The following is a 23,445-nucleotide window of genomic DNA, read 5'->3' as shown; positions in this document are numbered from 1 at the left end:
GGCGAGAGGATCAAGCGGCAGTTCCTCAAATTCTCAACATGGTCTGTCGTATTTGATCATTTTCTCAAGATCGCGGCCGTACGGCGTCGGAGCGGGTTTTTGTAAGTGAATGAATGCAAAAGGATTTTTAAAATATATCGATATTTTATCAATATCTCGTTTTTCTGTTGAGGCATCGGTGCGCCATGCCCAGTATCGTTCTTAACGAGAGCCAAGGAACGGCATCGGGAGAGTGACAGCCTGAATTTGACCCCGGTATGCAACGACCGGCAGGCGTGGCGTTATGTCTTTCGATCCCTGCTTTTCCGGCGCTCTCCCGCGTTGACTTCAAGCAGGAGGATCGGATGGCACTGCTCAACCGAATGGACTGGTACAATCTTGCCCGCACCACGAACTGGACGCCGGCCTACGTCACCGAAGACGAGCTGTTTCCGCCCGAATTGAGCGACAGTTTCGGTCTGCCGGCCAGTGCGTGGGAAGCCTATGACGAGCCCTACAAGCAGACTTATCCCGAATATGTGAAGGTGCAGCGCGAAAAGGACGCTGGCGCCTACTCGGTCAAGGCCGCGCTGGAACGCAGTCAGATCTTTGAAAATGCCGATCCGGGCTGGAAATCGGTGATGAAGGCGCATTATGGCGCCATCGCACGCGGCGAATATGCCGCAGCCAGCGCGGAAGCGCGGATGATGCGCTTCTCCAAGGCACCGGGCATGCGCAACATGGCGACGCTGGGCTGCATGGACGAGATCCGCCATGGCCAGATCCAGCTCTTCTTCCCGCACGAACATGTCGGCAAGGACCGCCAGATGGACTGGGCCTACAAGGCCTATGACACCAATGAATGGGCGATGATCGCGGCCCGGCACTTTTTCGACGACATCATGATGACGCGCGACGCCATCTCGGTCTCGATCATGCTGACCTTCAGTTTCGAGACCGGCTTCACCAATATGCAGTTCCTCGGCCTTGCCGCCGACGCTGCCGAAGCGGGCGACCACACGTTCGCTAACCTCATCTCAAGCATCCAGACCGATGAATCGCGTCACGCGCAGATCGGCGGCCCGGCGCTCAAGGTGCTGATCGAGAACGGCATGAAGGCCGAAGCGCAGAAGCGCGTCGACATCGCGGTGTGGACCGCGTGGAAGCTGTTCTCCGTGCTGACCGGCCCGATCATGGACTATTACACGCCGCTGGAACACCGCAAGCAGTCGTTCAAGGAGTTCATGGAGGAATGGATCGTCGCGCAGTTCGAACGCGCGCTGACCGACCTCGGTCTCGACCTGCCCTGGTATTGGGACAAGTTCATCGCCGACCTCAACGACACGCATCATGGCATGCACATGGGGGTCTATTACTGGCGTCCGACCGTCTGGTGGAACCCCGCCGCTGGTGTCACGCCTCAGGAACGCGACTGGCTGGAACAGAAATATCCGGGCTGGAACGACACCTGGGGCAAGTGCTGGGACGTCATCATCGACAATGTCGTCGATGGCAACATGGCGATGACCTATCCCGAAACACTGCCCATCGTGTGCAACATGTGCCAGCTGCCGATCATCGGCACGCCGGGCAATGGCTGGAACGTCAAGGACTTCCCGCTGGAATATAACGGCCGGCTCTATCACTTCGGTTCGGAAGTCGACCGCTGGGTATTCGAGCAGGATCCGGCGCGTTACGCGGGCCATATGAACGTCGTCGACCGCTTCCTGGCGGGCATGATCCAGCCGATGGATCTGAACGGGGCGCTTCAATACATGAACATCGCTCCCGGCGAATGCGGCGACGATGCGCATGGCTATGCCTGGGCCGAGACCTATCGCGCCATGCGCGAACTCAAGATGGCTAGCTGAGCCCTTTCTTTCCCGTATTTCATGGAGTTGAGACAATGGCTCTGTTTCCATTGAGCAGCAATTTCGAAGGCGATTTCGTGCTGCAACTGGTCGCCGTCGATACTGAGAACACGATGGACGAAGTGGCCGCAGCCTGTGCCTACCACTCGCTGAACCGCCGCGTGGCCCCGCGCCCCAACACGATCCTGCGGGTGCGCAAGCAGGGGGCGGCCGCGTTCCTGCCGCGTGACATGAAGGTGGCCGACAGCGGTCTGCTTCCTTCCGAAACCGTCGAGATCATCTTCGAGGCCGTGCCATGACCGGCACGTTCACCAAGGTCTGCACGCTCGATGACCTGTGGGAAGGCGAAATGGAGTCCTTCACCATCAATGGTCACGAAATACTGCTGGTGTGCGCCGAAGGCGGTGCGATCAGTGCGTTTCAGGGCATCTGCCCCCATCAGGACATTCCGCTGGTGGAAGGCAAGTTCGATGGCCGTTCGCTGATCTGCCGCGCACACCTTTGGCAATTCGACGTCACGAACGGCAAGGGCATCAATCCCGACGACTGCGCTCTGGCGACCTATCCCGTCCGCGTGGAGGGCGATGACGTGCTGGTGTGCACCGAAGGGGTGGAACCTCTGTTCGCCCACAGTTGACCCCCGTTTCAGGAGTTCTTGCAATGAGCATGCAAAAGGCGGGTTCCGCCTATCACAACAATCTGGTCGGTCCGGTGATGCGCGCGGGCGACCTTGCCATGGCCGTCATCGAGGCGGCCCGCATCGACAATCCCGGCAAGGAAGTCACGGTGGACGACAAGCGCGCCTACATCCGCATCCATACCGAGCAGGAGATGATCCTGCGCGAGGAAACCATCGCGGAAGAACTGGGCCGCCCGTTCCACATCAACGATCTCGAAGTCGATCTCTCCTCCTTCGCGGGGCAGATCGAGAGCCAGCCCGGTGCGGTGCGCTTCTATTTCGACAAGATCGTCTGAAACAACCACCCGGGATAATAGGGAGGATTATATGACCGAGGCAAGCATTCTTCAGCCGCTGAAGACCTGGAGCCATCTCGCCAAGCGCCGCCGCAAGCCGAGCGAATACGAGATCGTGAGCGCCAATCTCCACTATAACAACCGCGACGCGGCATCGCCTTACGAGACATCGCCCGATGTCTTCATGAACAAGTGGTACAAGCAGAATACCTTCGGCAGCCCGCTGCGCCACGAGGACTGGAACGCCTTCCGCGACCCGGACGAGGTGATCTACCGGACCTACAATCTGATGCAGGACGGCCAGGAAACCTATGTGTTCGGCCTGTTCGACCAGTTCAATCAGCGCGAACATGATCTGGCGCTCGACAGCGCGTGGGCGGACAAGCTGGCGGCGCTGTTTTCACCCGCGCGCTATCTGTTCCACGCCTTGCAGATGGCGTCGGCCTATGTCGGCCAGATGTCGCCGGCGAGCACCATCACCAACTGCAACTATTTCCAGATGGCTGACAGCTTCCGCTGGCTCAGCCACACGGCCTATCGCACCGTGGAACTGGGCCGCGCCTTTCCGGCGGCCGGCTTTGGCGAGAACGAGCGCGCTCATTGGGAGCAGGATGCCGCCTGGCAGGGCCTGCGTGAATTGATGGAGCGCATGCTTACCACCTGGGACTGGGGTGAGGCGATCATCGCGCTCAGCCTGGTGGTCAAGCCCGCCGTGGAAGAAGCGGTTCTGCGTGCCTTTGGTGAATCGGGCCGCCACAATGGCGATACCCTGCTCGGCATGCTGACCGATGCCTGGCTTGTCGATGCCGCACGGCACCGGCGCTGGACGAGCGCATTCATCGCCATGGCGCTGGAGACCGAGGGCAATGCCGAGGTGATCAAGGACTGGATCGCCAAGTGGGAGCCGTTGGCGGACCGCGCGATCGACAGTTTCTGCGCTGAACTGCCCGATGTGCCCGAGGCCGGCGCGCGCGCCAAAGCCGCGACCCGCGCCTTTCGTCAGTCGCTGGGTCTGTAAGGCAGGCCCGGCATGACCACCGTTACCAACGCGAAGGATGGTTTCCGTTTCACGCAGCCGGATGACGACACCATCCTTCGTGCCGCCCTGCGTTCAGGTTATGGCATGGCCTATGAGTGCAGCGCGGGCGGTTGCGGAGCCTGTGCGTTTGATCCCGTAGCGGGCGATTTCGAAACGCTGTGGGCCGATGCGCCGGGCCTTTCCCCCCGCGATCGGCGCAAGGGCCGTATGCTGGGCTGTCAGACCCGCGCGCATGGTGACGTGGAGATCCGTTGTTCGAGTGCCGCGGAATATGTGCCGCCAATCCGTCCGCAACGCCAGCGTCTGCGCCTGCTCGAAACGCGCGACCTGACACATGACATGCGCGAATTCCGTTTCGCGGGAGAGGGCCCGGCGGAGTTTCTTCCCGGCCAGTACATGCTGCTCGATCTGCCGGGCGTGCAGGGATCGCGCGCCTATTCCTTCTCGAACGTCGCCAATGACATGGGGGAGTGGCATTTCATCATCCGCCGCGTGCCGGGCGGCGCAGCGACGCAGGTGCTGTTCGACGAACTCCGCGATGGGGATGTCATCGGTGCCGACGGGCCTTATGGCACGGCTTATCTGCAAAGCGGCTCACCGCGCGACATCGTGTGTGTGGCAGGTGGATCGGGCTTTGCCCCGATGCTCTCGGTCCTGCGCGGCGCGTCGGCGCAGGGCATGCTTGATACACGCAAGGCCTGTTTCCTGTTCGGCGCGCGCAACGTGCGCGACATTTGCGGCATCGATGAACTGGCCGCGTTACCGGGGTTTGCCGGGGCCGGGCAGTTCTTGCCGGTGGTGAGCGAGGTCGTCGGTGGCGAGAGCTGGGATGGCCCCACTGGCTTCGTCCATACCCATCTTGCCGCCAGCCTGCCGCGTCCGCTGGCGGACTACGAGTTCTATTTCGCGGGGCCGCCGCCCATGAGTCAGGCCATTCAGGAACTGCTGATGATCGAGCACAAAGTGCCGTTCGGGCAAATCCATTTCGACAGGTTCTTCTAAGGGAGAGGACATTGCACAAGATCAACAAGACCAGCGCCCTGTGCAGGGGCGCAGCGATGGCGCTTGCCTGTTGTCTGCCATTCCACGAGGCCCACGCGACCGACGTGTTCGATCTGGAGGGCTATGGGGCGACTTCCCGCGCGATGGGCGGCACGGCCGTGGCGCAGGATACCGGCCCGGCAGGCATACTTGTCAATCCGGCGACCTTGTCACTGGGGGATGAAGGAAGCCAGGTGATGGTCGGGCTGGACCTGATCACGACCAATATCACCGCCACCGACATGGCGACTGGCGAAACCGCTGTATCGCGCTCCCACGGTGCCAATCGCGGGCCCTATTATGCGCCGGAGATCGCCTTTTCGCTTCGCAAGGGGAGGCTGGCCTTTGGTGTCGGAGCTTTCGCGCAGGGCGGGCTTGGCACTGAATACGGGAAGAATTCCTTTCTTTCTCGGGCCACCGGCAATCTGGCTACGGGCTTGCCGAACTCAAGCCGCCTGCTCGAACTCGCTGTGCCGGTCGCGATCAGCTACGACATCACTGACAAGCTGAGCATTGGCGCGAGTATCGAGGGGCGCTGGCAGGCGTTGAATCTCGACCTGTTGCTGGGGGCCGATCAAGTCGGCAGCCTGATTGGAGCAGGCCGCGTGGACGGCACTCTGGTGCCGGTCCTGGCAGGTCTTCCTGACCTGCGCGGGGCGCATTTCTCGCTGACCCGCAACCAGGTGGTGGGCGGCGGCGTGCGCTCACTCGGCGTGGGGGAACGGATTGGTCTGGTCTATCGCCCCGCACCGGGCACCGTCATCGGGCTATCGTGGACACCCAAGACGCAGATGGCTGACATGAAGGGGGGCGCCACCTTGACGGCGGTGGATGGCATTGTCGGCCAGGTGCCGCTGACCGGTTCGATCCGCATTCGCAATTTCCAGCTTCCGCAGCATATCGACGCGGGTATCAGCCAGCAGATTACCCCCAGGCTGCGCCTTGCCGTAGATGTGAGCGAAGTGTTCTGGAAAGACGTAATGGCCAATATCGATGTTGGCTTCGTCGCCGATAACGGCGCCACGATCAATATCCTGCTGCCGCAGGGCTACAAGAACCAGACGATCGTGGCGCTGGGCGCAGCCTACAAGCTGAACGACAAGTGGACGCTTCGGGCCGGCGGACGGTTTGCCGATCAGGCGCTGCCTTCATCGACATTGTTTGCCGTGATTCCGGCCACGCCCAACAAGCATCTGTCATTCGGCTTCGGGCGCAAGCTGGGAAACCGGGGCGAGATCAACTTTGCCTATTCGCACGGCTTTGCCCCAACCTTGAGGAATACAAGCCTGCCCAACACATCTGCGCCGATCGCTGTGACCCATGCGCAGAACAATTTCGTGCTCGACTACCGCTTCGGCTTTTGATCTCCCCGGAGGGCAGCCAGAGCGGACCTCCCCCCCGCTCTGGCTGCTATTTTCCCGGTTCAGTGCCGATATTGCCGAAGCGTGATCGCACCGCGGGAACAAGCGTTGGAGCTTGCCCGACACGGAGCTATACCGGCAGGATAACGACAAGCCGTTTGTCAGAACGTGATGCGTGCCCTGCCGGGGACCGCGCGATGACAACGGCTTGATGGAGAGAGGACATGTCGGGCAAACAGCCGTCGAAGGGCGGGAAGCATAAATTGACGGGAGAGGCTGGCCCGGACTGGATCGGTGTCGATGTCGAAGATCTCTCGGCGCGACTGTGTTTCAATCCCAAGGACGCGTACATTTGGCTCGAAGACGAGCGAATGCTGCTGCTGCATCTCGAAGCGTTCGTGGTTCTCCGCCAAGAGGTGATCGAACGGCTGGGGATGACCGAGGCGCGGCGCGTTTTTGCACGCATCGGGGCCACCGCCGGTGCGCGGGACGCCAGCATCGCGCGCAAGGCCAGCCCGCATTCGGGTGCCCTGGAGGCTTTCAAGACCGGCCCGCGATTGCACGCCATTGAGGGTATTTGCGCTTCCGAGGAAATCAGGCTGGAGGTTGACCAGGATTCAGGGCTGCTTTCCGGCGAATGGATCTGGCGCAATTCGGCCGAAGCCGACGCTCATCTGCGCGCCGTCGGACCCAGCAGCGAGCCGGTATGCTGGACCATGCTGGGCTATGCGTCCGCTTATTCCAGCGCCTTCATGGGGCACCCGATCGAATTTCGCGAGGTGGAATGCCGCGCCATGGGCGCGCCGCATTGCCGCACCATCGCCAAGCCTGCCGCATTATGGGAAGCGGACGAGGAACATAGCCGTTCGCTGGGGCTTGAGCTCGTCCAGTGCTCGAACGATTGCGTGAAGCCTTCGCGCAGCGCCCCCGGGGGGCATGCTTCGCTGGAAGAGTGGAATGACGACGAGGCCGAGGCGCTGGCCGGAAAGTTGACCATAGTAAAGCGTCTGGTCCGCCTCAACGAACCTGTCCTCTTGCTGGGGGAGCATGGTGTCGGCAAGCGGCGGCTGGCCTGCGCGCTTCACCGGCTTGGTCATCGCAGTGCGGGGCCCCTGCAGGTGATCAATTGCGCGCGCAGCGAAGAGGCTGATCTTGAAATCGAGCTGTTCGGGCGGGAAAGATCGGGCGAGCAGCCTGCCCGTCCCGGCAAGATCGAGCGCCTGAAGGGCGGCACGCTCGTGCTTGAGGATGTCGAGGCGGTTTCCCCCCGGCTTCAGGCGCGATTGTTGCAGTTGCTGGCCGAGGGCACCGTGGAGCGTATCGGGGGCGGCCAGCCTCGGCCATGCGACGTGCGCATTATCGCCTGCGCCACGGCGAGGCTGCAGGAAGCGGTTGGCGAGGGGCTGTTCCGCACCGATCTCTATTACCGGCTGAGCATGTTCGCAGTGCCATTGCCGCCATTGCGCGAAAGGCGGGGGGAACTGCCCCGCCTCATCCGTCATTTCACAGAGCATTTTGTACGGCGCTATGATCGCAAGATTCTGGGCCTATCGCGCGAGGCTATGGGGTATTTGCTTGCCCACGATTATCCCGGCAACGTCGTTGAACTGGAAGCGATGCTGGGCCGGGCGGTGATCATGGCACCGGAGGGCGGCGTGATCCAGATAAGCCACCTGATCTCGGCGGCCGACCCTGGCGCGCCCACGTTTTTCCGGGTGTCCGAGGACGGCTCGCTTGTCCATCCGGGCTCGTCCGGCTCGCCGATTGATCTCGATACGCAGACACGCCAGATGATCCGCGGCAAGTTCAATATAGAGAGCTTCGAAGCCGAACTGGTCAAACGCGCCGTGACCCAGGCCCAGGGCAATCTTTCGAAAGCAGCCCGCCTGCTGGGGATAACTCGCGCCCAGCTGGCGTATCGTTATGCAAGGGTCAAATCGGAAATGGGGACAAGCGACAGCACTCTGTGAAGGGCCGGGCGTCCCTCGACGGGCATCTTCCCGGTCCACAATTCTCCTGACCCGATACCTCGCCCGGGACATTGGCCGGGGGGCGATCGCATATGCCCGCGCCGATCTGCCGGTTCTTTCCGTCAGGCCGCGCGGCGCAGTGCCGGACGTTCGCTTTTCCCGCAATGAAAGCGGGCGACCAGATCCGAGAGCTGGCCCGATTCGTCCTCCAGATGCCCTGCCGCGCTGGCGGCCTGCTGCACCACGGCGGCGTTCTGCTGGGTGACGCGGTCCATTTCGCCGACGGCGCTGTTGATGTGCTGGAGATTGGCGGCCTGCCGTTCGGCGGCTGTGGCGATTTCCGAGATGAGCGCGTTGATCTCGCCGACGCGGCTGACGATGGTATCGAGCTTCTGCCCGGTCTCGCCCACCAGGCCGACCCCGGTTTCGACATGTTCGGAGCTCTTGGCGATGAGGCCCTTGATGTCGCGCGCGGCATCGGATGAACGCTGGGCCAGCGCGCGCACTTCGGCCGCGACGACCGCGAAGCCCTTGCCGGCATCGCCGGCGCGGGCGGCTTCGACGCCGGCGTTGAGGGCGAGGAGGTTGGTCTGAAAGGCGATGCTGTCGATCACGTTGATGATCTGCGCGATTTCCTGCGACGAGGCCTCGATCGCGGCCATGGCGTCGACGGCCTTGCGCACGACGCCGCCGCCTTCGGTCGCTTCGCGGTGGGCCTGGGCGATGGTGTGCTGCACGTTCACGGCGCCGTCTGCGGTTTCCTTGACCGACCCGGTGGCCTTGTTCATCGCCTCGGCGGTCTGGCGCAGGCGCGCCGCCTGCGCTTCGTTGCGGTGGGCGAGGTCGGCGGAGGCCGTGCGGATTTCGGTCGCGCCGGTCATCACGCTGGCCGCGCTGGTGCGCACCGAGCAGACCGTGCCAGCCAGCGCTTCGACCGCGTTGTTGAAGTCCAGCCGCAGCTTGTCGTAGGGGCCGGGGAAAGTCTCGTGGATGCGTTTGTCGAGATCGTTTTCGGCAAGCCGGCTCAGCCCGTCGGACAGCACGGTGACGATCTTTTCCTGAAGGGCGCGGCTGTTTTGCACTTCGACGGCATTGCCGCGGAAAGTCGCCATGGCCTGGGTCATGCGGCCCACGCAGTCCTGATAGTCGGTGAAACGGATCGGGCTGTCGAGATCGCCTTGTGCCAGCGCCTCCATGCGCTCGACCGTTTCGGAGTAGGGATCGGTAATCGCGCGGCCGAAGAAATAGGCGCCGGTGAGCCCCAGGCCCGAGCACGCGAGATACGTGCCGAGCGACCAGATCAGGCTGAAGTCGATGGCGCCCAGCACGGCCGGATCCTGCACGCCGGCGGTTGCGTTCTTGAGGTAGAAATACTGCATGATGACGGTGGCAAGGCAGATGGCCGTCAGGAAGGCCATGAAGCCAAAGGCAATTGTGATCTTCCAGCGGATGTTGGGAGTCTTGCGGTACCACTCCAGCATTTGAAACGCCCTCATGTTTGCGGCGCCTGCGGATTCGGGGGTAGGCGCATGTTAACTATGGCGGGAGGTAGGCCGCGCCGGTGAAGGCCTTGCTTCCCGGGATGGTTAACGCTCCGGCAACCGGATGAATTTTCATCATGATCCGCAAGCCCCGTTTCGGGAATGCCGGTCCGTTCGCCAGGCAGGCGCGGCGGCTTCCGTTGCAGCGTGATTTCTGGGCATACGTATTAGGGGTTGCGCGGGCCATCTTGCCGGGGGATGCCGTTTCCTGAATAAGCGGGCGCCTGAACAGCCTGAGCATCATGGGAGAAGCGCGGCTATGGCCGTAACGATCGACACTACCAGCAGCACCGATCCTGATTTCGGCGAGGACGCCGGAGGAGCGAACGTCAACGCCCCGGGGCTGCAGTGGTTCGTTTTCGCGCTGTTTTTCATTTTCGGCGGCATCACCTCGCTCAACGATGTGATCATTCCGAAGCTGAAGGAACTGTTCACGCTCAATTACATGCAGGCGCTGTCGGTCCAGTCGGCGTTCTTCTTCGCCTATGTCTTGGTGTCGATTCCCGGCGCCTGGCTGGTGAAGAAAGTGGGCTACATGCGCGGGGCGGCGATCGGGCTGGTGACGATGATGGCGGGCTGCCTGCTCTTCATCCCGGCGTCCGCGAGTGCGACCTTTGTCGTGTTCCTCTTCGCGCTGCTGGTGCTGGCGAGCGGGATCACGGTGGTGCAGGTGGTGGCCAATCCGCTGATCTCGCTGCTTGGCCCGGCACGCACGGCCCATAGCCGCCTGACGTTCGCGCAGGCGTTCAATTCGCTGGGCACGACGATCTTTCCCTATGTCGGCGCGGTCGTGATGCTCGGCAGTCTGGCCCATGTCAGCGCCGCAGACCTTTCCGGCCCGGCGCTCGATGCCTATCGCGTGGCAGAGACGAAAGCGGTGGTGCATTCCTACCTCGGGCTTGCGGCGGCATTGCTGGTGATTGCCGGGGCGGTCTGGTTCAACCGCAACCGCCTGCAGGGCGAGCGCCACGGCGATGGCGCGATCCTGAGCAGTTTCAGCCTGCTGAAGCGCGCGCGCTTCGGGTTCGGCGCACTCTGCATTTTCCTTTACGTCGGCGCCGAAGTCGCGATCGGCTCGCTCATCGTCAATTACCTGGAGCAGGCGCGCGTGCTGGGCCTGGACGGGCAGGCGGCGGGCAAGATGATCCCGCTCTACTGGGGCGGCGCGCTGGTGGGGCGGCTGATCGGTTCGGCCGTCCTGCGCGTGATGAGCCCGGGCAAGGTGCTGACTTTCAACGCGTGCGGGGCCTTGCTCCTGCTGTTCGTTTCGACGCACACGTCCGGCGCGCTGGCGGCCTACAGCTATCTGGCGATCGGTCTGATGAACTCGATCATGTTCCCGACCATTTTCAGCCTTGCCAGCGAAGGGCTGGGCAAGCGGGCCGCGGACGGTTCGGGCGTGATCTGCGTGATGATCGTGGGCGGCGCAGTGGTGCCGCCGCTGACCGGCCACGTGGCCGATCTTTCCGGAAACCTTGCCGTGGCCATGGCGCTTCCGGCGCTGTGCTATGCGGTGATCGCCACGTTCGGGTGGTACGCGCGGCGGCCTGTCGCGGCCCAGTAACGAAGCTCTGTGCTGTCCGGCCTTTGGCCGGTCAGCAGCGGGGAGGGCTGGCGGGCATCAGCCCCGCAGCGCGGTTGCCTTGGGTTGTCCTCGCACCGGGTAGCCATGCCCGTCGGGGATGATCAGCCATTCGCCGTCCGCCCGCTCCTCGGAGCCCGGGTAGATGCGCGAGACGGGATGTGCGGCAATATCGGCCAGGGCTTCGGCATAGCTGGCATATTGCGCCAGCCGTTCGAGATTGCGGTGGGTCGGGAAGATCACGCTGATCTCGCCGCGCTGCGCCATCTCCAGCGCCCCGGCGGCACTCGCCCAGAACAGCCGGGTGTTCTCGGTGGCGTCGACCTGCACGTCGACCGCGCCGGTGCCGAGATTGGTCACGAAGAAACGGGTGTCGAACGCCTTGTCCCACAAGGGGCACCAGTGCGCGTAGAGCGTCAGGGCTTCGGGCGCCAGCTTCCAGCCGAAATGCGCCAGCACCGGCGCGAGCGTGCCGGTTTCCAGCAGCATCTGCCGCCCTGCCGCGGCCTCGGCGGCGCTGACGGGCGCGCGGGTGGCGATCATCAATCCGGTTTCTTCCAGCGTTTCGCGGATGCCGGCGATCCGGGCCGCTGCGATTTCCTCCGGCTCACCGGGCAGGAGGCTGCGCGCCAGTTCGCGATCGGCGGGATCGACGCGGCCGCCCGGAAAGACCGTGGCGCCGCCGGCAAAGCGCATCTCGCGTGCGCGCTGCACCATCAGCAGCTCGGGCGGACCGCCGTCCCGGGCATGGCGGAAGATCACCACGGTCGCGGCCGGGACAACGGACGGCGGGCCTGGTGGCATCGGTTGATCGGAAGGGATGGCCGGCAGCATCGCGCGGGTCTCGCCCGCAAGCGCCCGGCAGGCAAGCGGAAATGTCATGCCTTGTCCGGCAAGGGCACTGTCGAAAGACTTTACACTTCGGCCGGGGCCGGGTGAGCGGCTTGCGGAAAAAACAGCGGAAATCCGCCCTTAATCCAGTTTGGCACGCCTTGTGCTTAGTATTTCCCGTACCCTAAGAAAGTCTCGATTGAGGCGGGGCCGATCAGTCTCCCGGCTCCGCCTCCCCGAGCATCTCTCATCAAAATCGCGCGAAGCCGGTCTGCGGCAGACATGCAAAAGCCCGGAAGGCTTGCGCCATCCGGGCCTGCAATATGGCCGGGCCTGCAATATGGCCGGGCCTGCAATATGGGCGGGACGGAAGCCTCGCCGCCGGCCCTTGCCGGAAAGCGCGGCGGCGGGTCAGCCCTGCGCGGCGATTCCGGCGTCGGCCATGAGCTGGTGCAGCTCGCCGGCCTCGTACATTTCCATCATGATGTCGCTGCCGCCGACGAATTCACCCTTCACGTAGAGCTGGGGGATCGTCGGCCATTCGGAGAACGACTTGATACCCTGACGGATATCCATGTCCTGCAGCACGTCCACGCTCTCGTAGGGCACGCCGAGGTGCTCCAGGATCGCGACGGCGCGGCTGGAGAAGCCGCACTGCGGGAACAGCGGGGTTCCCTTCATGAACAGGACGATGTCGTTGTTGTTTACAATCTCGCCGATGCGGGCGTTGACGTCGGACATGGAAGCAACCTTCTTTCGTATTCCTGGCGTCAATTGGGGACGGCGGTCGTCAGTTGCAAGGCGTGGAGTTCGCCGCCCATGCGCTCGCCGAGCGCTTGGTACACCAGCTTGTGCTGGGCAATGCGCGGCTTGCCGGCAAAAGCGGCGGACACGACATGCGCGGCATAGTGATCGCCGTCACCGGCAAGATCGGTGATCGTCACTTGCGCATCGGGCAGCGCTGCGCGGATGAGGGATTCGATCTCGCTGGCGGGCATCGCCATGGCCGGTCTCCGGATTGCGGGTCCGGCGCGGCCGGGTCCCCAGTTGATGTCAGGCCAGTTGATGTCAGGCGTGTGGCTGTCAGGCTTCGCCGAGGAAAGCGCGGCGCGCTTCCACCTGCTTGGCTTCGAGCGCGGCGCGCACTTCGCTTTCGCTCGAATCCACACCCGCCGCCGTCAGGTCGCCGAGCAGCTTGCGGATGACGTCCTCGTCACCGGCTTCCTCGAAATCGGCCTGGACCACGCTCTTGGCATAGGCCTCGGATTCGGCCTGCGAGAGCTTCATGCGTTCGGCCGCCCATTCGCCGAGAAGGCGGTTGCGGCGCGCCTGGATGCGGAACTGGGTCTCGGCATCAAACGCGAACTTGGCTTCTTCAGCGCGTTCACGATCCTGGAAACTGGTCATCGAAAATCCTCGAATGAATAGCCCAGAGAATCTGGGGCCCCTGTACTCAATTGTACTCAATTCATGCCGATACGGCCGGTGGTGATCCGGTTCAATCCTGATTCGCGAAGTTGCCGCTCGCAATCGCCCTCGCGGCGCCCGCCGATGGCCCTTCTCAAGCGGCCGTTGCGAGTGTGCGGGCGAGAAACGGCAGCTCGGCTTTCGCCTTGGCCTCGTGCGCGCTGATCGCGGCGTCCTGCGCCATGGTCAGGCCCACTTCGTCGAGGCCGTTCTCCAGGCAATGCTTGCGGAACGGGTCGATCTCGAAGCTGAACCGGTCCTGGAACGGCGTCGTCACCGACTGGGTTTCCAGATCGATATCGATCGGATCGCTCTTCGCGACTTCCATCAGCCGGTCGATCGCTTCCTGGGGAAGCGCGACCGTGAGAATGCCGTTCTTGAAGGCATTGCCCGAGAAGATGTCCGAAAAGCTCGGCGCGATCACGCACTTCACGCCCATGTCGAGCAGGGCCCAGGCGGCATGTTCGCGGCTCGACCCGCAGCCGAAGTTGTCCCCCGCGATCAGGATCGGCGCGCCGGCATATTCGGGATCGGTAAAGACGTTGTCGGGCTCTTTCTTGACCGCCTCGAACGCGCCCTTGCCAAGGCCTTCGCGGGTGATGGTCTTGAGCCAGTGGGCGGGGATGATGACGTCGGTATCGACGTTCTTGCGGCCGAACGGGATCGCGCGGCCGGCAACGTGGTTGATCGCTTCCATCAGTCGGTCTCGGGAGCCTGCTCGGGGTGGGGCGGGACGTCGCTGGTGCGGGCCTTGCGGCGCTTCACGAACAGCAGCGCGGCGGCGATGGCGGCGGAGCCGATCGCGGCGCCTGCGGCAATGGCGGCCTTGGTGGCCAGCGAGTTGTCTTCGGTTTCATCAGCCATGGTCGTTATCCTACCAGTTCGCGCACGTCGGTGAGTTTGCCGGTCACCGCGGCGGCGGCGGCCATGGCGGGGCTCATCAGGTGAGTGCGGCTGCCCGGGCCCTGGCGCCCGGTGAAGTTGCGGTTGCTGGTCGAGGCGCAGCGCTCGCCCGCCGGGACCTTGTCGGGGTTCATCGCGAGGCAGGCCGAGCAGCCCGGCTCGCGCCATTCGAGGCCGGCCTCGATAATGATCTTGTCGAGCCCTTCGGCCTCGGCCTGTTCCTTGACGAGGCCGGAACCGGGCACGACGATCGCCCACTTCACGCCCGCCGCTTTGTGGCGGCCCTTGAGCACTTCGCAGGCCGCGCGGATGTCCTCGATCCGGCTGTTGGTGCACGAGCCGATGAAGACGTTCTGCACTTCGACGTCGGTCAGCCTGGTGCCGGGCGTCAGGCCCATGTACTCAAGGCTGACTTTCACCGCCTCGCGCTTGGAGGGATCGGCGAAGTCTTCCGGCGCGGGAACCACGCCGCCGATCGCCGAGGTATCCTCGGGGCTGGTGCCCCAGGTGACGGTCGGCTGGATGTCCTCGGCGCGGATCGCGACCGACTTGTCGAACGTGGCGCCTTCGTCGGTGGCAAGGCTCTTCCACCAGGCGACGGCCTTGTCCCAGTCCTCGCCGGTGGGCGCATAGGGGCGGCCCTTGAGATAGGCGAAGGTGGTTTCGTCGGGCGCGACGAGACCGGCGCGGGCACCGCCCTCGATCGACATGTTGCAAACGGTCAGTCGGCCTTCGACGGACATTTCCTCAAACACGTTGCCGCGGTATTCGATCACATGGCCGGTGCCGCCCGCCGTGCCGATCACGCCGATCACGTGGAGAATCACGTCCTTGGGCGTGACGCCGGCGCCGAGCTTGCCCTCGACCCGCACTTCCATGGTCTTCGACTGCTTGAGCAGCAAGGTCTGCGTCGCCAGCACGTGCTCGACTTCGGTCGTGCCGATGCCGAAGGCCAGCGCGCCCACGCCGCCGTGGCAGGCGGTGTGGCTGTCGCCGCAGACGATCGTCGCGCCCGGCAGCGAGAAACCCTGCTCCGGCCCGACGACGTGGAGGATGCCCTGCTCACGGTCGGTCGCGTCGATATAGCGGATGCCGAATTCGGGCGCGTTCTTGCGGAGCGCGGCCAGCTGAGTCGCGCTTTCGGGATCGGCGATCGGCAGCACGTGGCCAGCCGCATCCTTGCGCGCCGTGGTCGGCAGATTGTGATCGGGAACCGCGAGCGTAAGGTCGGGGCGGCGTACCTTGCGGCCGGCGGCGCGAAGGCCTTCGAAGGCCTGCGGGCTCGTCACTTCGTGGACGAGGTGCCGGTCGATGTAGATGAGGCTGGTGCCATCGTCGCGCGTGTCGACGACATGGGCGTCCCAGATCTTTTGGTACAGCGTGCGCGGGTTCTTTGTCATAATCAGGCGCGATTAGGCGCGCCCGCTTCGCAATTCAAGCGGAAGCGGGCGCGCCGGGCTGAAGTTGGTGCTGAAGTTGGCGGGGGAGCGGGCGGTCAGCCGCGGCGGCCGTCGTGGTCGGCACGCTCCATGTGGAGGGCGTACTGCACCTTGCTGACCTTGGCCTTGAGGACCTGGGTCTCATGACGGTTCAGGCCGTCGCGGGCATAGCTGGCATAGAGCCGCTGGATCTTGCCGGCATCGCGGCGCAGCCCGGCGGCTTCGCGCTGGGAGATCGTGCGGCGCGCCGCGGCCCGGTCGATCTGGGCGCGCAGGCCGTGGATGTCGGCGCGGATGGAGCCGGCGCGGTCCGGAGTGTGGCGGGCCGAAGCGTGGGAGGCCGGGATCTGGCGCGCGGCCTGTTCGTGGCGGGTCTCTTCGTGCCGGGTCTCTTGCGCCGAGGCGGGGAGGGCGGCGCTCAGGCCCAGAGCGGCAACGAGGGCGGGAGCGATGATCTTGGTGAGGGTGCGCATGGTCTTCATCATCCTTGTTATGACGGGTGGGGTGATCCCGTGCATTCAGAATTACGGCCGCGAAAATGAACGCCAGAAGACTCACCGGTCACAGACCTGTCGGGATTTGTAATTAAGAGTCGCAGGCCGAACGCGCTAGAACACCCCCGCGACCCGAGGGAGGGGGAGCACGATAGGCAAAATGCAGGCGCAGGCATGTCTGTCCCCAGTTGGAGCATGTCTGCGTCTGTTTGCCCGTCGGGCGCGGCCAGGCCGTCTTGCGCGGGCCAGCCCCCTTTCCCGCTCTCTCTTCAGCAGGTGCTGCGGGGCGATAGGCGCGGGGGCGCAGGGGTGCTATGGACACGCCCATGTCTCCGCTTGCCGCTACGCTTACCGTGATTGCCTCGGCCGCCGCGATGGAATTGGTCGCCTGGTCCAGCCACAAGTACGTGATGCACGGGTTCGGATGGGCCTGGCACCGCGATCACCACGAGCCGCATCACGGCCTGTTCGAGAAGAACGATCTTTACGCGCTGGCCGGCGCGGCGATCAGCATATCCCTGTTCGCGGTGGGTTCGCCGATGCTGATGGGCGAAAGCGCGTGGGAGCCGGGGACGTGGATGGGCCTCGGCGTGCTGATCTATGGCGTGATCTACACGCTGATTCACGACGGGCTGGTCCACCAGCGCTATTTCCGCTGGGTGCCCCGGCGCGGCTATGCCCGGAGGCTGGTGCAGGCGCACAAGCTGCATCATGCGACGATCGGCAAGGAGGGCGGCGTCAGCTTCGGGTTCGTGGTCGCCCGCGATCCTGCCGTGCTGAGGCGCGAACTGCGCGAACAGCGGGCCAGGGGGATTGCCGTCCTGCGCGAGGCGATCGGCGAGTGATCCCGGGGCGCCCGGATGCTCCGCCCCGCTGCTGTGCCGGTATGGGATGACCGGCCGGCAAGGCTGGACATTCGCGGTCCCAACCCGCACCATCACAAGGCAACGGGGGCTCGTGCATGGCGCGTGCAGGGGGCCGGAAGATTCGGAGGATTTACCCGATGAACGAAACCAGTAACGGTGAGCAGGCCGTGGAACGCCTGCCCAGCCAGAAATCGGCATTCGTTTCGGAAGAGTTGACGAAAATTCTGGAACTGGTCCAGGGCAGCGCGCCGCGGGATGCGAAAGTCAGCATCGATTTCGACGGGAAGCTGCGCCTGCATATCGATGTGCGCAAGGGCGAGGATATCGAGGTGCTCAAGAAGCTGCTGCCGCTGCTCGGCACGGGAATCTTTCACGACATCGAAGTAGGCGCCACGCCGCATCACCCCTTCTTCCACCGGATTTCCGCACTGGTCGATCGCTAGGCGGCGCGGGCGGACGTTCTCCCCCTCCTCTGAAGAGGAGGGGGACAGGCGCTCTATTCGTTGCGTGTCCAGATCCACGGGCCGATCACGGCGAGCACGCCCACCGGGATCAGCACCCAGGGCCAGCCGAGCGTGAGCCCGACGAAGCCGATGCTCAGCGACATGGCGCCGATCGCGGCCACTTTGCCCTTGCGGCTCACGGCCCGCCGGTCGCGCCATTCGCGCAAGTGGTGGCCGTGGGTGGGGTGGTTGTAGAGCTTTTCCGCCCATTCCGGATGGCTCTTGGAAAAGCACCAGGCCGCCAGCAGGTAGAACACCACGGTGGGCAGCAGCGGCAGGAAAATGCCCAGCGTGCCCAGCGCGACGAAGAAGATCCCCGCCGCCATCCATGCCGGGCGGGTGATGCGCCTCATGATTCGGCGGCGTAGCGGCCGGCGGTCTCGCGGATCAGCGCGATCATGTTGGGCACGCCCTGTGTGCGGTTCGACGAGAGCTGGTTCTTGAGGTCGAACGGTTCGAGCGCCTTGGCAATGTCGGTCGCGGCCACGGTGGCGGCGGGCTGGTCCTGCACGGCCGAGATCACCAGCGAGACGATGCCTTTGGTGATCGCCGCGTTACTGTCCGCCAGGAAGTGCAGGGTGCCGTCGTCCTTCGCCATCGGATAGACCCAGACGCTGGCCGAGCAGCCGCGGACCTTGGTGGCGTCGGTCTTGAGCGCATCGGGCATCTCGTCCAGCTCGCGGCCCAGTTCGATGAGGAGGCGGTAGCGTTCGTCGCCGTCGAGGAACTCGTACTCTTCGCGGATATCGTCAAGGCTGCGCATGGTTCCTGCATTTAGGAGAGCGGCGCGGGAGGACAAGGCCAAACTTGCGCATTCCCTTTCCTTCGTCACTGCGAGCGGCGAAGCCGCGTGGCAGTCCAGAGCGGGCGCAAACCGCCCTGGATTGCTTCACCCTGCGGGTTCGCAATGACGATGGAGGAGGTATTGCGAACTCTCTGGCCGCTCAGCACGAACGGGAGGGCTGGTGAATGGGGGCGATTGCCACGCCTGCCCATTCCTGTCAGGGATTTGCCCATGACCGAAGCGAAAGCGCATCCCTTCTACGCCATGCACGAACACGGTTTCGTGCGGGTCGCCACGTCCACCCCGCATGTCCGCACCGCCGATGTCGCCTTCAACCGCGACGCGGTGCTGGCCGAGGCGCGCCGCGCGCATGAGGCGCATGTCGATCTGCTGGTGTTCCCCGAGCTGTGCCTGTCCTCCTACGCGATCGACGATCTGCATTTGCAGGGGGCGATGATCGAGGCGGTCGAGGCGGCGATCGCGGACATCGTGAAGGCCAGTGCCGGTCTCTCGCCGGTCATGCTGGTGGGCGCGGCCCTCATGCACAAGGGGCGGCTCTACAACTGCGCGCTGGCGATCGCGCATGGGCACTTGCTGGGCGCGGTGCCCAAGTCCTACCTGCCCAATTACCGCGAGTTCTACGAAAAGCGCTGGTTCGCCAGCGGCAAGGCGGTGCGCGGGCAGACGATCCGGGTGAACGGGCAGGATGTGCCGTTCGGCGTGGACCTCGTGTTCGCCTCCGAAGTGCTGCCGCATTTCCGTTTCTTCGCCGAGATCTGCGAGGACTTCTGGGCCGCGACGCCGCCCAGTTCGCTTGGCGCGCTCGCCGGGGCGACGATCCTGTGCAACCTCTCGGCCTCCAATATCGTGATCGGCAAGTCGGACGAGCGGCACATGCTCTGCCGCTCGCAATCGGCGCGCACGGCCTCGGCCTATGTCTACTGTGCGGCCGGGCATGGCGAGAGCACCACCGATCTTGCCTGGGACGGGCAGGGGGTGATCTACGAGCTGGGCGACCTCATGGCCGAGAGCGAGCGTTTTTCGCTCCATCCCGAACTCTGCGTGGCGGACGTCGATTGCGAGCGCATCGTCATGGACCGGCTGCGCATTCCCACCTTCAACGATGCGGCCGAAGCGGCGGGCTGTCCGGAAGAGAGTTTCCGCACGATCCGGTTCCGCCACGCCCCGCACGGCGGCGACATCGGGCTGGTGCGTCCGGTCGGCCGCTTCCCCTTCGTGCCGGACCGCGCGGAGAAGCTGGACGCCGATTGCTACGAGGCGTTCAATATCCAGGTCGACGGGCTGATGCGGCGGCTCGAATCGACCGGCGCCAAGTCGATGGTGATCGGCATTTCGGGGGGGCTCGATTCCACCCATGCGCTGATCGTCGCGGCCAGGGCCTGCGACCGGCTCGGCCTGCCGCGCACTTTCATTCGCGGCTATACGATGCCCGGTTTCGCCACCAGCGATGACACCAAGGGCAACGCATGGAAACTGATGCGCGCGGTGGGCATCACGGCGGAGGAAATCGACATCCGCCCCGCCGCGACGCGGATGCTGGAAGATATCGGCCATGCCTTCGCCGATGGCCAGCCGGTCTATGACGTGACGTTCGAGAATGTGCAGGCGGGCCTGCGCACCGATTACCTGTTCCGCCTCGCCAGCCAGCACAATGGCTTCGTGGTGGGCACCGGGGACCTCTCCGAACTCGCGCTCGGCTGGTGCACCTATGGCGTGGGCGACCAGATGAGCCACTACGCGGTGAACGCGGGCGTGCCCAAGACGCTGATCCAGTACCTCATCCGCTGGTGCGCGCGCGGCGATCAGTTCGACGCGGCGACGGATGAAGTGCTGCTGGCGATCCTCGATACCGAAATCTCGCCCGAGCTGGTGCCCGCCGGGGCCGACGGCGCGATCCAGAGCACCGAGGCGAAGATCGGCCCTTACGAACTCAACGACTTTTTCCTGCACCATGTGATGCGCTTCGGGCAGAAGCCGTCCAAAGTGACGTTCCTCGCCTGGCACGCGTGGCGCGATACGGCGGCGGGGGACTGGCCGGACGGCTTCCCGGAAGACCGCAAGAACCAGTATGATCTCGCCACGATCCGGTCCTGGCTGGAAAAGTTCCTGCGCCGCTTCTTCGCGTTCAGCCAGTTCAAGCGCTCGGCGATCCCCAACGGGCCGAAGGTGTCCTCCGGCGGCGCCCTCAGCCCCCGCGGCGACTGGCGCGCCCCGTCCGACGCCAGCGCGGCGGTGTGGCTGGCGGAACTGGACGCGCGGGTGCCGGAGGAGTGAACGGGGAGGCGCCCGGCCGATAGTCAGGGCGCGGGGGCGGAAGGCGGCGCCTGAACCGGAACATCCACGACCTGCGGCTGGGCGGCAACCGGACGGAATGCGATATCCTCGTCGAGGAAGCCTTTCACACCGGAGCCGCTGGCGATGAAGGCGCTGGTTCCAGTGGTGAAGAACCCGGCGATGGGAACGAAGGCAACGGCCGCGACGACACCGCCAGTTCCGGTTACGCCCTTGTCGTCGAATGTGCCGGTAAGGCGGATGTGGCGATCACCCAGCCGAAGCGAAACAATGCGGGCGCCGATGTACCCGGATTTGCCCCACATGCCTTTGTTGCGGACTTCGGTGATCTCGCCAACGGCGGGGGTCCCCGCCGGAATAACCACCACGCCATTGGCCGTCACGTTTTCGGAGACTTCCATCTGAAAACGCTGCCCGACACGAAGCGCCTTCTTTTTCGTGGTCAACTCTTCGCGCGTGATGAGTGGAATTTCCGTGCCCGCCCGCAGGATATTCGGCTGAACCGCTGGTTCGACCACGGCAGCGGCAGGTGCCTGCTGCACGATTGCGGCTGATGCCGAAGTGGCGGAACTGCCGGCGTTCTGGGCCAAAGCCGGCGATGCGGAAATGACGCAGCCGAGAACAGCTCCGTAAAGCGGTGCTTTCATTTGTATCCCCCCTGAATGTGCGAAAATGAGTCGCCGCATTCATGAGTAGCACTGGGATAGTTTCTTCGTCAGCGCCTATTCGGCGGGATTACAAAGCGTTAATCGTGATGGCGGCGAGAAGGCGGACATGCCGAATTCCTCCCCGAGCTTGTCTCGGGGAGGGGGACCAGCCGCAGGCTGGTGGAGGGGGACTCGCGCGCGAACGGCGGGTGTAGCGCGGCGCGAGGTTTTGGAGTATTTGACACAAGGTTTTGTAGCACTCTGTCGCCTTAGCATCGCGCTCTCATAGGTAGCTCAGACGCTGCTGAGAACCTTCTTATTCAACGATGAGAAAGAGCAGTGCCTCGGCCGCCCCCGTCAGGAGGCGGCGGGTTCTTTCGCTTCCGGACTGTCCGGCCAGTCGGTTCCATCCATGTCGAGATCGCGCAGGGCGTGGCGATAGTCGGCCCAGGCCTTCCGGGTCAGGGCATCCAACGGGCTATCGGGCATCTGCGTCCAGTCTGTCGCCGCCAGCAGTGCATCCCGCTGGCGGCGGCGGACCTTGATGCGGATGGCCTCGTCCACCGTTGGTTCGACGGCAACCGGCATACCGCCCACCACTGCTATCGCCTTGCCGTTAGCCTGGGCCTGAAGCAGCTCTTCCCAGGTCTCTTGACTGATCTCCACTGCATCGGCGGGAATGCGGCAAAGGGGATTTTCAATCATGCGCGGCCGCTTGCCCGCCTTGATCTCCTTGGGCGTCTGCTCGACGGCGATCTGCCGGGCACCGTGAATAACATCGGAGAAGAAGCCTCCGGCCGAGATGCTGAAATAGTGCTGCATGGTCATTTCCCAACGCTGATGATCTGGCAGGTTTTCGCGGCGTCGAGCGAACTCCATACCGAGATGGTGGTCAATCCCCGGCCATTGACCCAGGGGCCGTTATCCTGGGCATTGCCATCCGCAGAGCCCCCGTTGACCCAGCCGCCGCGATGATTTTCCGTATAGGCTTGCGGCAGATTGATAATCGTCGTCGAGTTTGCCTGGCATACCGCGTCGAATACCTGAATCACGACTTCACCCACCCGCAAGATCCAGGCGGTGCCGCTTTCGACGAGACCCACCAGCCCGGCCAGCCCCAGCGGGGTTACAGCCACGTCGTCACGCGTCTGGGCGGACACTTCCGCCGCCGTCGCTTTGGTAACTGTGAAAGTCCGGTCTGCCGCAAGATCGCCACCACCCGTAACGAGGCCGGCGGCGAGCACCTGGCGCGTGGTTGCGACGGCGCCGGCACCATCACCCACAACACCGGCGATCAGTGAGATAATCGCAGCGTAGAGCTGGGTATCGTCACCCTTCTCCAGTTCAATTCCCGACGTCTCGATCACCGCGCAAATCGCTTCCTGAAGCGCATTCATGGCATCCGCGTCGATCTGCGTTGCCTTCTGGCCGATCGCCGGATTTCCGGCCTGATATTTGCCGTCGACGGCGCCGTTGCTGTCGATCCTGTGCATGGGTTGCTCCTATGATGTGAAGTCGATCCAGAAGTCGGGCACGGGCTCGACTTCGTAAGCGAAAATGACGGTGGTGTGGGCCGGAGCCGCGCGCTTGATCACGCATTCCAGATCGAGCGCACCCCAGCCGCGCAGGCGCACGCCGATACGGTCGCCGATCTCGGCCACGGCGAGAAACTCGCTTTCGATCAAATAGCCTTCGAATGGCCGCACATGAACGGTCCAGGCGAAGGCCCAGTCCGGGCCATTGAGGTAGTCACCAATACGGTCCCCGATCCGGGCCGGATGATGCTCCTCTATCTCGATCTCGTAGCCGAGGCGCGCGGCGATCTCTTTAATCTTACTG

General features: G+C 64.0%; 28 protein-coding genes. 12 read left to right on the top strand and 16 right to left on the bottom strand.

Annotation, left to right across the window (positions count from 1 at the left end; translation table 11 throughout):
* Positions 1–344 precede the first annotated feature (344 nt).
* From NN5_RS19405 to NN5_RS19370, 8 genes are all read left to right on the top strand, one after another.
* Entirely contained in the window at positions 345–1,850 is a 1,506-nt protein-coding gene (locus NN5_RS19405) for an aromatic/alkene/methane monooxygenase hydroxylase/oxygenase subunit alpha (protein ID WP_067737123.1), read from the top strand.
* 35 nt (positions 1,851–1,885) lie between these two features.
* The gene (locus tag NN5_RS19400; RefSeq protein ID WP_067737119.1) at positions 1,886–2,149 is read left to right on the top strand and encodes a toluene-4-monooxygenase system B family protein; all 264 of its coding nucleotides are present in this window, start codon (positions 1,886–1,888) and stop codon (positions 2,147–2,149) included.
* Complete coding sequence (locus NN5_RS19395) at positions 2,146–2,487, top strand: monooxygenase system ferredoxin subunit (RefSeq protein ID WP_067737116.1); 342 nt, start codon at positions 2,146–2,148, stop codon at positions 2,485–2,487. Before NN5_RS19400 ends, NN5_RS19395 begins: the two co-directional genes overlap by 4 nt.
* Positions 2,488–2,510: 23 nt before the next feature.
* On the top strand, positions 2,511–2,825 hold the full coding sequence (locus NN5_RS19390; protein ID WP_067737113.1) for an MmoB/DmpM family protein: 315 nt from the start codon (positions 2,511–2,513) through the stop codon (positions 2,823–2,825).
* Positions 2,826–2,856: 31 nt separating this feature from the next.
* Entirely contained in the window at positions 2,857–3,843 is a 987-nt protein-coding gene (locus tag NN5_RS19385) for an aromatic/alkene monooxygenase hydroxylase subunit beta (RefSeq protein ID WP_067737111.1), read from the top strand.
* Positions 3,844–3,855: 12 nt separating this feature from the next.
* Positions 3,856–4,866: an FAD-binding oxidoreductase gene (locus NN5_RS19380; protein ID WP_067737109.1), complete on the top strand. Its 1,011-nt coding sequence runs from the start codon at positions 3,856–3,858 to the stop codon at positions 4,864–4,866.
* Between the two features lie 11 nt (positions 4,867–4,877).
* Positions 4,878–6,269: an OmpP1/FadL family transporter gene (locus NN5_RS19375; RefSeq protein WP_217998695.1), complete on the top strand. Its 1,392-nt coding sequence runs from the start codon at positions 4,878–4,880 to the stop codon at positions 6,267–6,269.
* Positions 6,270–6,490: 221 nt separating this feature from the next.
* A complete protein-coding gene (locus NN5_RS19370; RefSeq protein WP_067737106.1) occupies positions 6,491–8,236 on the top strand; it encodes a sigma-54-dependent Fis family transcriptional regulator in 1,746 nt (581 codons plus the stop codon).
* Positions 8,237–8,358: 122 nt separating this feature from the next.
* On the opposite strand, the gene NN5_RS19365 is transcribed toward NN5_RS19370, so the two are convergent.
* Together NN5_RS19365 and NN5_RS25985 are read right to left on the bottom strand one after the other, a co-directional pair.
* Positions 8,359–9,732, bottom strand: a complete 1,374-nt coding sequence (locus NN5_RS19365; protein ID WP_245656616.1) for a methyl-accepting chemotaxis protein — start codon at positions 9,730–9,732, stop codon at positions 8,359–8,361.
* A 40-nt stretch (positions 9,733–9,772) separates the two neighbouring features.
* On the bottom strand, positions 9,773–10,018 hold the full coding sequence (locus NN5_RS25985; protein ID WP_157081218.1) for a hypothetical protein: 246 nt from the start codon (positions 10,016–10,018) through the stop codon (positions 9,773–9,775).
* 18 nt (positions 10,019–10,036) lie between these two features.
* Here NN5_RS25985 and NN5_RS19360 point away from each other — a divergent pair, with 18 nt between their 5' ends.
* Positions 10,037–11,341 (top strand): sugar MFS transporter, encoded by a 1,305-nt coding sequence (locus NN5_RS19360; protein ID WP_067737103.1) that lies wholly within the window; start codon positions 10,037–10,039, stop codon positions 11,339–11,341.
* Positions 11,342–11,398: 57 nt separating this feature from the next.
* Here the strand turns inward: NN5_RS19360 and NN5_RS19355 are convergent, their stop codons facing one another.
* The 8 genes from NN5_RS19355 to NN5_RS19325 all read right to left on the bottom strand — a co-directional run bounded on the left by NN5_RS19355 (position 11,399) and on the right by NN5_RS19325 (position 16,481).
* Complete coding sequence (locus tag NN5_RS19355; RefSeq protein WP_067737138.1) at positions 11,399–12,193, bottom strand: NUDIX hydrolase; 795 nt, start codon at positions 12,191–12,193, stop codon at positions 11,399–11,401.
* 408 nt (positions 12,194–12,601) lie between these two features.
* Complete coding sequence (gene grxD / locus NN5_RS19350; RefSeq protein WP_067737101.1) at positions 12,602–12,931, bottom strand: Grx4 family monothiol glutaredoxin; 330 nt, start codon at positions 12,929–12,931, stop codon at positions 12,602–12,604.
* A 29-nt stretch (positions 12,932–12,960) separates the two neighbouring features.
* Entirely contained in the window at positions 12,961–13,194 is a 234-nt protein-coding gene (locus tag NN5_RS19345) for a BolA family protein (RefSeq protein ID WP_067737098.1), read from the bottom strand.
* A gap of 79 nt (positions 13,195–13,273) precedes the next feature.
* The gene (locus NN5_RS19340) at positions 13,274–13,597 is read right to left on the bottom strand and encodes a DUF1476 domain-containing protein (RefSeq protein ID WP_067737095.1); all 324 of its coding nucleotides are present in this window, start codon (positions 13,595–13,597) and stop codon (positions 13,274–13,276) included.
* 154 nt (positions 13,598–13,751) lie between these two features.
* Entirely contained in the window at positions 13,752–14,354 is a 603-nt protein-coding gene (gene leuD / locus NN5_RS19335; RefSeq protein ID WP_067737093.1) for a 3-isopropylmalate dehydratase small subunit, read from the bottom strand.
* Positions 14,354–14,521 carry a hypothetical protein gene (locus NN5_RS26395; protein ID WP_169801018.1) on the bottom strand — a complete coding sequence of 56 codons (168 nt, stop codon included), beginning with the start codon at positions 14,519–14,521 and terminating at the stop codon, positions 14,354–14,356. Before NN5_RS26395 ends, leuD begins: the two co-directional genes overlap by 1 nt.
* 5 nt (positions 14,522–14,526) lie before the next feature.
* A complete protein-coding gene (gene leuC / locus NN5_RS19330) occupies positions 14,527–15,960 on the bottom strand; it encodes a 3-isopropylmalate dehydratase large subunit (protein ID WP_067737091.1) in 1,434 nt (477 codons plus the stop codon).
* Positions 15,961–16,055: 95 nt separating this feature from the next.
* Positions 16,056–16,481: a hypothetical protein gene (locus NN5_RS19325; RefSeq protein ID WP_245656615.1), complete on the bottom strand. Its 426-nt coding sequence runs from the start codon at positions 16,479–16,481 to the stop codon at positions 16,056–16,058.
* A 338-nt stretch (positions 16,482–16,819) separates the two neighbouring features.
* Here NN5_RS19325 and NN5_RS19320 point away from each other — a divergent pair, with 338 nt between their 5' ends.
* The gene (locus NN5_RS19320) at positions 16,820–17,338 is read left to right on the top strand and encodes a sterol desaturase family protein (RefSeq protein WP_067737132.1); all 519 of its coding nucleotides are present in this window, start codon (positions 16,820–16,822) and stop codon (positions 17,336–17,338) included.
* A 158-nt stretch (positions 17,339–17,496) separates the two neighbouring features.
* Positions 17,497–17,802, top strand: a complete 306-nt coding sequence (locus tag NN5_RS19315) for a hypothetical protein (protein WP_067737088.1) — start codon at positions 17,497–17,499, stop codon at positions 17,800–17,802.
* 53 nt (positions 17,803–17,855) lie between these two features.
* Here the strand turns inward: NN5_RS19315 and NN5_RS19310 are convergent, their stop codons facing one another.
* Both NN5_RS19310 and NN5_RS19305 read right to left on the bottom strand, forming a co-directional pair.
* Complete coding sequence (locus NN5_RS19310; RefSeq protein ID WP_067737085.1) at positions 17,856–18,215, bottom strand: YbaN family protein; 360 nt, start codon at positions 18,213–18,215, stop codon at positions 17,856–17,858.
* Positions 18,212–18,625 (bottom strand): SufE family protein, encoded by a 414-nt coding sequence (locus NN5_RS19305; RefSeq protein WP_067737082.1) that lies wholly within the window; start codon positions 18,623–18,625, stop codon positions 18,212–18,214. Before NN5_RS19305 ends, NN5_RS19310 begins: the two co-directional genes overlap by 4 nt.
* Before the next feature lie 252 nt (positions 18,626–18,877).
* Here NN5_RS19305 and NN5_RS19300 point away from each other — a divergent pair, with 252 nt between their 5' ends.
* Positions 18,878–20,941 (top strand): NAD(+) synthase, encoded by a 2,064-nt coding sequence (locus tag NN5_RS19300; RefSeq protein ID WP_067737079.1) that lies wholly within the window; start codon positions 18,878–18,880, stop codon positions 20,939–20,941.
* Between the two features lie 23 nt (positions 20,942–20,964).
* On the opposite strand, the gene NN5_RS19295 is transcribed toward NN5_RS19300, so the two are convergent.
* The 4 genes from NN5_RS19295 to NN5_RS19280 form a co-directional block, all read right to left on the bottom strand.
* On the bottom strand, positions 20,965–21,606 hold the full coding sequence (locus NN5_RS19295) for a hypothetical protein (RefSeq protein WP_157081217.1): 642 nt from the start codon (positions 21,604–21,606) through the stop codon (positions 20,965–20,967).
* A gap of 357 nt (positions 21,607–21,963) precedes the next feature.
* Positions 21,964–22,428 carry a tail fiber assembly protein gene (locus tag NN5_RS19290; protein WP_245656614.1) on the bottom strand — a complete coding sequence of 155 codons (465 nt, stop codon included), beginning with the start codon at positions 22,426–22,428 and terminating at the stop codon, positions 21,964–21,966.
* 2 nt (positions 22,429–22,430) lie between these two features.
* Positions 22,431–23,099 carry a hypothetical protein gene (locus tag NN5_RS25980; RefSeq protein ID WP_067737076.1) on the bottom strand — a complete coding sequence of 223 codons (669 nt, stop codon included), beginning with the start codon at positions 23,097–23,099 and terminating at the stop codon, positions 22,431–22,433.
* 9 nt (positions 23,100–23,108) lie between these two features.
* Positions 23,109–23,445: putative phage tail protein (locus NN5_RS19280; protein ID WP_157081216.1), on the bottom strand; the 337-nt coding region annotated here is incomplete at its 5' end.

This window comes from Novosphingobium naphthalenivorans NBRC 102051, assembly GCF_001590985.1.
In the GTDB taxonomy this organism is placed as follows: Bacteria; Pseudomonadota; Alphaproteobacteria; order Sphingomonadales; family Sphingomonadaceae; genus Novosphingobium; species Novosphingobium naphthalenivorans.
This window is presented reverse-complemented; position numbering and strand designations above follow the sequence as displayed.